The organism is Sulfurovum sp. (genome assembly GCF_041562805.1).
Taxonomy (GTDB): Bacteria; Campylobacterota; Campylobacteria; order Campylobacterales; family Sulfurovaceae; genus Sulfurovum.
Genome location: NZ_JBFFOH010000101.1, coordinates 1 through 8,808 on the forward strand (window position 1 = coordinate 1; position 8,808 = coordinate 8,808).

The window sequence follows — 8,808 nt, forward strand, 5'->3', positions numbered from 1 at the left end:
CTTTACTTTGGGGCTAGGTCTTCATCTTGCCTACCACTTCAATGAATCTATCTCTCTCCATGCAGAGATCGCAGATTATTTCAAAGCCTTCACTAGTGAAGAAGCAGCGAAAGATGCCACTAACCGTATGATAGTTACCAGCGCAGCGTATGACTTTTCTCCGGAGAGAAGATACAGCCTTTTTGCCATAGCTGGTCTAGGCTACGAACAGCAAATGAAATACGACAAACAAGTTGATAGCCCTATATCATTGATGGGTTTTGGTTTTCGTTATGTTTTTTCTGACCATGTAAGCGGTTATGTAGAAGGCCGATGGAAGTACGTCTTAGTCAACACCGAAACGCCAGATAGCTCGTTAATCGGGAGCATAGGTGTTGACTACCACTTTGGACTTTCGGATGAAAAGTCTAAGTTGATTGAAGAAGCTGCAAGATAGAACAGTTTATAGAATAAAAAATGGTGGCTTGAACTAAAAAATCATTTAAAAATTTGAACTAGGGAGCAAAGATGAACAGTCAATTAATTGATTTTACGATCATGGGTGACGAACGAGGCTCACTCATCGCTCTCGAAGAACATCATAATGTTCCTTTTGATATTAAAAGAGTTTTCTATATTTATGGAACGCAAGAAGGTGTACCGCGTGGTCAACACGCTCACTATAAAACTAAACAGCTTCTTGTAGCCATTAGTGGTAGCTGTAAAGTTACACTTGATGATGGAAAGACTGCAATAACACATATTCTAAATAAACCTAATATTGGGCTTTTTCAAGACGCACTAATATGGGGAAAGATGCATGACTTCAGTCAGGATTGTGTTTTGCTGGTCTTTGCCGATACGTATTATGATGATAGTGACTATATTAGAGATTACGATAAATTTTTGGAAGTAATAAAGTAATGATTCTGAATGGTAAAAACATAAATATGAGAACAGTCGAACTAGAAGACGCAGAGTTTATATTTACTATGAGACAAGATGAACGTAAAACTAAATTTCTTTCAAAAGTAAGTGGAACGGTAGAAAGTCAAAAAGAATGGATTGCAAATTATAAAAAAAGAGAAAATCAAAAGAAAGAATTTTATTTTGTTATTGAATCAAAGGAGAGTCAAAAATTGGGGCTTGTAAGAATGTATGATTTTCAAAATGACTCCTTTTGCTGGGGTAGCTGGCTGATCAAAGAGCATGCACCAAAAAGTACCGCAATAGAGTCTGCTTTACAAATTTATGAGTTTGGATTTTATGCCCTCGGATTTGAAAAATCGCACTTTGATGTGCGAAAAGGAAACGATAAGGTTATCGGTTTTCATCAAAGGTTTGGCGCAAAAATAGTCAATAAAAATGATGTAGAATATTTTTTTAATTTTGAAAAAAAAGATTATGAAGTAACTAAAGAAAAATATAAAAGGTATTTGTGAATGATCCCTTTTTTAGACTTAAAAGCTATCAATGCTCAATATGCAGATGACTTAAAAGAAGCAGCAGCAAGAGTCATAGATAGTGGTTGGTACATTCAGGGTAATGAATGTCAAGCTTTTGAAAAAGAGTTTACAGAATATTGTGGTACGAAACACTGTATTGGTGTAGCTAATGGTCTTGACGCACTTATACTCATTATGAGAGCCTATAAAGAGCTAGGGCTGATGAGCGATGGTGATGAAGTGATCGTCCCATCCAATACCTATATTGCATCCATCCTCGCTATCTCTGAAAACAACCTTGTTCCTGTTCTGGTAGAACCTGATATTAACACCTATCTTATTGACCCCTCTAAAATAGAAGAAAAGATCACCGCTAAAACAAAAGCGATCCTCCCTGTTCATCTCTATGGCCAAACCTGCGATATGGATGCCATCAACGTCATAGCGAGAAAGTACAGCCTCAAAGTCATCGAAGATTCTGCACAATCACACGGAACGTACTTCGGAGACAAACGAAGCGGAAACCTTGGTAATGCGAGTGGGTTTAGTTTTTATCCAGGCAAAAATCTTGGTGCGCTTGGTGATGGTGGGGCAGTTACGACCAATGATGATGAACTTGCAAATGCTATTAGAGCATTAGGTAATTACGGAAGTCATAAGAAGTATGAAAATCTTTATCAAGGTATCAATAGCCGTCTCGATGAAATACAAGCAGCAATGCTCCGAGTAAAACTAAGACACTTGGATGAAGAGACAAATAAGCGTAGAAATGTCGCCAGTTATTATCTGAAAAATATCAAAAATAATAAAATTATTTTGCCGACAGTAAGATGTAAAGAGAATCATGTTTGGCATCTATTTGTTATACGAACTAGCAATCGAGATGAGCTACAAAACTATTTGTTAGCTAATGGCATCCAAACTCTTATTCATTATCCATTGGCACCACATAGACAAGCAGCTTACAGCGAGTGGAATAATGAGCGTTTGCCTATCAGTGAAAAAATTCATAGTGAAGTGTTGAGCTTACCGATTAGTGGAGTTCAGAGTTTTGAAAATACAATGAGAATTGTTGAAGTAATCAATGACTTTAATTAAAACCTCGATTTTGTCTGCTATTTCAACGGTTATAAGAGTTATAGCAGGGTTCGTGAGTGTTAAAATCGTAGCGGTGTATATTGGTCCATCGGGTCTGGCTCTTGTGGGACAGATGCAAAGTTTTATCGGGATGATGAGCAGTATTGCAAGTGCGGGCATCGGTGGTGGGGTGATTAAGTATACAGCAGAACACTATGAAGATGAAGCGACAAAGCAAAAAATTTGGAGTAGTGCTCTTAAAATATCGCTGGTTTTGGTAGTACCGATGGCGATTGCGATAATCTTTTTGGCTGATTTTATTTCATTTAAACTATTACATACGACAGATTACAGTACCATCTTTATTGTCTTTGCAGTCTCTATAGTTTTTTTTGTACTCAATGGTCTCTTGACGTCTATTCTAAATGGGCAAAAGGAGATCAAACGATTGACATTACTAAACATTGCAGGAGCGTTGTTTGGTTTAGGAATCACAATAGCACTTGTAGTGAACTATCAGCTTTACGGTGCGTTGATAGCCGGTATCGTGTCACAATCAATTGTTTTTTTCATTACTCTAGGTTTTGTTCTCAAAAGTAGCTGGTTTAAGTTCTCACTATTTTTAGGGAGTTTAGATAGAGAGTACACGAAAAAACTACTGAAATACTCTGCCATGACTCTCACCTCCGCTATCTCAATCCCGCTATCTCATATGTATCTTCGAGATTATATAGGCACAAATATAGGCTGGGATGAAGCGGGCTATTGGCAGGCCATATGGCGGATCAGTGAGACCTATCTGATGCTTGTCACAATGACGTTGAGTGTCTATTACCTCCCAAAACTTTCGAGCATTCAAGATAGAAGTGAGCTCAAAAAAGAGTTGCTTTATGGCTACAAGATCATTATGCCACTCGTGATCATTATGGCTTTAGGAATTTATCTCTTTCGTGATTTTGTGATTATTCTTCTTTTTACGCCGGCATTTTTCTCTATGTCAGAACTGTTCTTATATCAGCTCATTGGAGATATTTTCAAGATAGCGAGTTGGTTGCTGGGATATATTATGATAGCCAAGGCGATGACAAGAATGTATATCGTAAGCGAATTGACGTTTGTAGTCAGTTTTGTGGTGCTGTCTGTGGTCTTTATGCATCTATATGGGATTATCGGGATGACGATAGGTTTTATGGTGAACTATATGATGTATTTAGGCTTTTTGTATTTTAGTTTGAGAGGGTATTTGAATGGACAATAAAGAGATGATGCCATTGGTCAGCGTGATCATGCCCAGCTATAATCATGAAAAGTATATTGAGGAAGCAATACGCAGTGTTTGGGAACAAACCTATTCTAATATCGAATTGATTGTTTTGGATGATGGTTCTAAAGATAAGTCGGCGGAGATAATTAAAGGTCTAGAAAAAATAAGTCCAATTCGGATGAAAGTTGTTTTAAAAGAGAATGAAGGTTTGTGTAGAACTCTCAATAAAGGACTTGTATTAGCAGAAGGTGAATATATAGGAATGCTAGCCTCTGATGATCGTTACCTAAGTAATAAGATTCAAGACCAGGTAGAGGCATTTCAAAGATTAGATGAAAGTTATGCCGTAGTATATTCTGATGGTTACTATATGAACGAAGAGGGTACACTATTAGATAAAAAATTAACTGAGCAACTAAATTTAAATGAAATTAATCATAATGAGAAAGATTTTTCTAAAATTATTAAACATCAATTTTTGATTTCACCACAAACTGCATTATTTCGTAAACAAGCTATTAATAATGTTGAGGGTTTTGATGAAAGTCTAAGTTTTGAGGATTTAGATTTATATTTAAAACTTGCAAAGTTTTATAAGTTTTATTTTTTAGATATTAATGTTGTTTGCTATAGGCTTATCGAAAATGGATTACGAGAGAATCTAAAAGTAGATGAAATAATGCGAATAGTTTTTAAACATATTAATTTTCTTGATAAAAAAGAACAGAAGGAAGTACTTAGATATAGATATATGAAATTTGCAGAAAGAAATTTATATTTATGTAATATAAGTAAAGGGATGAAATATTATTTTAATCTAGTGCGATTAAAAACTTACAATTTAAAATATTACAAATTCTTGATTAGATTTTTATTAAGATGTCTAGTAGTTAAAATATTTGGTGAAAAAATAATCACATTAAAAAAATATGTGAGGAAATAAGTGCAAGCCAAAAAAGTATCGATTTTAATACCTCTATACAATGCTGAAAAATACATTGAAGATACTATTAAATCAGCTTTAGAACAAACATATGACAATATCGAGATTATTGTAGTTGATGATTCATCTACTGACAAGAGTTATGAGATAGCAAAAAAATATGAATCTTTAAATGTGATTGTTGTACAACAAAAAAACAAAGGTCCAGGTGCAGCTAGGAATACAGCATTTGAACTGTCAAGTGGTGAGTATATACAATATTTAGATGCAGATGATTTGTTAGATCCAACTAAGATTGAAAAACAAATGGCAATATTTTCGAGATTAGGTGATGAAATATTTGTATTTGGCCGTTTGGGGATTTTTTACAAATCGATTAGTAATGTAAGGTTTCACACCGCAAAATATTTTAAAAACTATAATGATTCAATTGATTTTCTTGCCGATTATTGGGGGTACGGAGGAATGATTCAAATTGCTTCATGCCTTATCCCTAGAAAAACAATTATGGGGATCGGTAAATGGAATGAAGAGTTGATACTAAATGAGGATGGAGAATTTATTTCAAGATTAGTGAAAAGTTCTAAAAAAATTATTTATCTTGAAGAGAGTACAATTTATTATAGGAAAGATAATATTTATAGCTTAAATAGTCAAAGAACTCGTAAACACTATAAATCACTATTAGCATCATTTGATTTATATACTCAGTTGGTCTCCAATAACCTTAACAATGATAAACTTGTTTTGGCTCTGGCTAAACTTTATACTCGTCAGATTTACAACATGTATCCAAAATATGAAGACTTGAGATTTATTGCACAAAAGAAGCTGTTTGAACTAGGATTCAAAGGACCTTTACCAGAAGGTCATACATATTTTGCTATAGCTGTTTACATAATGGGAGCAGAAAAAGCCTTGAAACTCAGAGAATTTATAAAAAGTATTAAGAAATAAGGCTTAAAATGGGAATTTTATATAGTAACGCCGATTTAATGATTAGAGCAAAAAGAAATGGTGCTAGTTTTGACAACATACTCACTATTGGTCATTTGAAATTATTTCTTACAAAAAAGGAAATCAAACAACTAATAAAAACATATAACTTAAATATTGAAGCTTCTTCTTTTGATGAATATACTTATTCTAATAAATTCTTTGAAATATTTTTAGAAGCAAAAAACGTTCAATCACTTGATTACTCGGACTATGAGAAGTGTGATGTTGTCCATGATATGAATCAAAATATTGGCAGAGAATACTATGAGAAATATGATGTTGTAGTAGATGGTGGAACACTGGAGCATGTTTTCAACTTTCCAGTAGCAATTAGTAACTGTATGCAAATGTTAAAGGAAGGTGGCAACTTATTTGTTTTTACAATGGCAAATAATCATATGGGACATGGCTTTTATCAGTTTAGTCCAGAGTTGTTTTTTAGAACATTGAATGAAGATAATGGGTTTGAGATTGTAGACATTTTATTAGAAGAGCACAAATACCCTGGGGCTGAACTAAGCCACAAAACGGATATATATAAAGTCGAAGATCCATACAAAGTGAAAGGAAGAGTAGGTTTGGTATCAAAATCACCAGTGATGCTGCTGGTGCAGGCTACAAGAAAAAAAATTAAACCACTTTTTGATAACTATCCAGTTCAATCTGATTACTCTTCACTCTATGAAAGTCATGGAAATAAAATAACTCATGAGTCGTTTTCAGGTGTCAAAGATATGATAAAAAAACTGTTTTTAATGTTACCTAAGAACATGCAGGATATTGTTGAAGGCCATAGACAGCTTTATAAATACTCTTTCAAAAACACCTCATTCTATAAAAAAAACAATCAAAAATGAAAATATTATCTGTAATTGAAACACTTGGAAAAGGTGGTGCAGAACGGGTGTTAGTAAACACCTTACCAGCATTGCAAAAACTAGGCATTGAATGTGAAGTCGCCATTCTTTTTGAAACAGATGATCTGGCTGAAGAACTAGAAGTGCAGGGGATTAAAGTGCATCATCTAGATCTATCCTACAAGTGGAATGTTGTCGAGGGGATTTCCAAGCTTAATCAACTGCTTAAAAATAATCACTACGACATCATCCATGCCCATCTGTTCTTTGCCTATTTTTATACAGGTCTGGTGAAGTTATTTCATCCTTCAATCAAAATAGTTACAACTTTTCATAATTTGGGATTTGATGAATATCCTGCACGGACTTTTTTGAAAAAAATTAGAAAAAAATTAGATTGCTTTATCGTTACGAAATTATTTGATAAAAAAACAGCGGTAAGTACAGCTGTAAAAGTACATTATGAAAAACATTTTCATTTAAGTAATATTGATGTGATTTACAATTCTTTTCCGATAGATGAATTTGAACAGTATCTGCAAGATGAGACCAATCATACATTAGAAAAATATATTCAAGTGAAAAATAATGATTTTGTAGTTTTAACTCCCGGAAGATTTGTAGAAAAAAAAGGGCACAAATATCTTATTGAAGCCATTGAAATTCTAAATCAAAAGTATTCAAATCTAATATTTCTGTTTGTCGGAAGAGGGCCCCTTCAAAACTCTTTGAAGATGCACGCTCCTAAAAATGTAACATTTATACCAGAAATGGAGCATCAAGAGTTAATGCAAATATATGAAGAAGTTGATCTTATTGTGATCCCATCAGTATATGAAGCTTTTGGTTTGGTTGTCGGCGAAGCTATGATCATGAAAAAAGGTATTGTAGCAACAGCCGTTGATGGAATTTTTGAAATGGTCGTCAATGAAGAAGAAGGGCTGCTTGTCCCTGCTAAAGACAGTAAAGCTCTGGCTAAGGCGATAGAACGACTTTATGCAGATTCTGCATTGCGGGACAGCTTGGCAGAAAATGCCAAAGAGAAGATCAAACAGTTTGATACAAAGATCATTGCTAAGCAGTGGAAGCAGTATTATGAGAAGATGTTAAATGGCTAAGATACTCTACCTTTCACTTACCGGTATGACCGAACCGCTTGGGCGATCGCAGGTCTTGGAGTATCTGATTGATCTCAGTAAAGAGAATGAGATTTACCTGCTTTCGTTTGAACGGGAGAGTGATCTTAAAAATGTGGATGAGATTCATGAGCTTATCAAAGAGCAAAAAATCCAATGGCACTATTTGACCTATTCCAATAAGTATGGGGTGGTTTCTACTCTATGGCAGTTAGTTCAGGCCATACGCTTGGGTTCTAAGACCGTTCATGAACACTCTATCGACATCGTGCACGCGCGGAGTATGATTCCTGCGACAATTGGCCTGGTATTAAAAAAGTTGCATGGAGCAAAACTACTTTTTGACATTCGTGGGTTTGCCATCGATGAAAAGATCGATACCGGACGGCTGCAAAAGAGTTCACTTCTCTACAAGCTCCTAAAGAGGTTGGACGATCATCTGTACAAAGTGTCAGACCACATTGTGACACTGACCCATACTGCAAAAGAGATCCTACATCAGTCATTGGATATTCCGAAAGAGAAGATTACGGTCATACCGACTTGTGCCAACAAGGAACTGTTTAAACTTTTGGATGAAGATGAAAAAAGAGTTTTCAAAAGTACGTTGGGTTATGCTGAACAAGATAAAATCGTTGTGCATACCGGAACGGTGAGCGGCTGGTACGACTTTGAGGCAGAGGTCAGGCTGGTCAAAGCGATGATAAATCAGGATGAAGATGTCCGTTTTCTGGTGCTCAACAAGAACGAACATCCCTTTGTCGAAAAAATACTGGACAACTATTTACTCAAAAGAGAACATGTGAAGGTGGCTTCATGTAGTTTTAATGAGATGTATAAGTACCTTAATATTGCGGATGCTTCGCTCTTCTTCATCAAACCCTCTTTTTCCAAACAGGCGTCGGCACCGACAAAGTTTGCCGAAAATGTGGCATGCCGGTTGCCGTCGGTCACCAATAGCGGTGTCGGTGATATGGGCTTTTACCTTGAACAGTACAAGGTAGGTATGGCTGTCGACCTCGATACACTGGATGCAAATCTCGAAAAGGTTGCAGCAGATGTAATCGGGTTGATGAAGAGCGGCGCTGTAGATGAAGATGACTTTAGC

Annotated in this window: 10 protein-coding genes; all 10 read left to right on the plus strand. The window is 35.5% G+C overall.

All coding sequences use genetic code 11. From position 1 onward, the window contains the following. Positions 1-436, plus strand: a 436-nt coding sequence (locus tag ABYK33_RS10915) for a hypothetical protein (protein WP_373033237.1), incomplete at its 5' end; no start/stop codon positions are given. A 71-nt stretch (positions 437-507) separates the two neighbouring features. Then, positions 508-903 (plus strand): FdtA/QdtA family cupin domain-containing protein, encoded by a 396-nt coding sequence (locus ABYK33_RS10920; RefSeq protein WP_373033238.1) that lies wholly within the window; start codon positions 508-510, stop codon positions 901-903. Between the two features lie 26 nt (positions 904-929). Continuing rightward, entirely contained in the window at positions 930-1,421 is a 492-nt protein-coding gene (locus tag ABYK33_RS10925) for a GNAT family N-acetyltransferase (protein WP_373033239.1), read from the plus strand. After that, a complete protein-coding gene (locus tag ABYK33_RS10930; RefSeq protein WP_373033240.1) occupies positions 1,422-2,522 on the plus strand; it encodes a DegT/DnrJ/EryC1/StrS family aminotransferase in 1,101 nt (366 codons plus the stop codon). Then, complete coding sequence (locus ABYK33_RS10935; RefSeq protein ID WP_373033242.1) at positions 2,509-3,759, plus strand: O-antigen translocase; 1,251 nt, start codon at positions 2,509-2,511, stop codon at positions 3,757-3,759. Before ABYK33_RS10930 ends, ABYK33_RS10935 begins: the two co-directional genes overlap by 14 nt. Then, positions 3,749-4,708 carry a glycosyltransferase family 2 protein gene (locus ABYK33_RS10940; protein WP_373033243.1) on the plus strand — a complete coding sequence of 320 codons (960 nt, stop codon included), beginning with the start codon at positions 3,749-3,751 and terminating at the stop codon, positions 4,706-4,708. Before ABYK33_RS10935 ends, ABYK33_RS10940 begins: the two co-directional genes overlap by 11 nt. Beyond that, positions 4,709-5,665, plus strand: a complete 957-nt coding sequence (locus ABYK33_RS10945) for a glycosyltransferase family 2 protein (protein ID WP_373033244.1) — start codon at positions 4,709-4,711, stop codon at positions 5,663-5,665. Between the two features lie 8 nt (positions 5,666-5,673). Next, the gene (locus tag ABYK33_RS10950; RefSeq protein WP_373033245.1) at positions 5,674-6,564 is read left to right on the plus strand and encodes a hypothetical protein; all 891 of its coding nucleotides are present in this window, start codon (positions 5,674-5,676) and stop codon (positions 6,562-6,564) included. Then, positions 6,561-7,682 (plus strand): glycosyltransferase family 4 protein, encoded by a 1,122-nt coding sequence (locus ABYK33_RS10955; protein WP_373033246.1) that lies wholly within the window; start codon positions 6,561-6,563, stop codon positions 7,680-7,682. The genes ABYK33_RS10950 and ABYK33_RS10955 overlap by 4 nt, the downstream gene beginning before the upstream one ends. Further along, a partial coding sequence (locus ABYK33_RS10960; protein WP_373033247.1) for a glycosyltransferase occupies positions 7,675-8,808 on the plus strand: 1,134 nt, incomplete at its 3' end. The genes ABYK33_RS10955 and ABYK33_RS10960, both read left to right, overlap by 8 nt.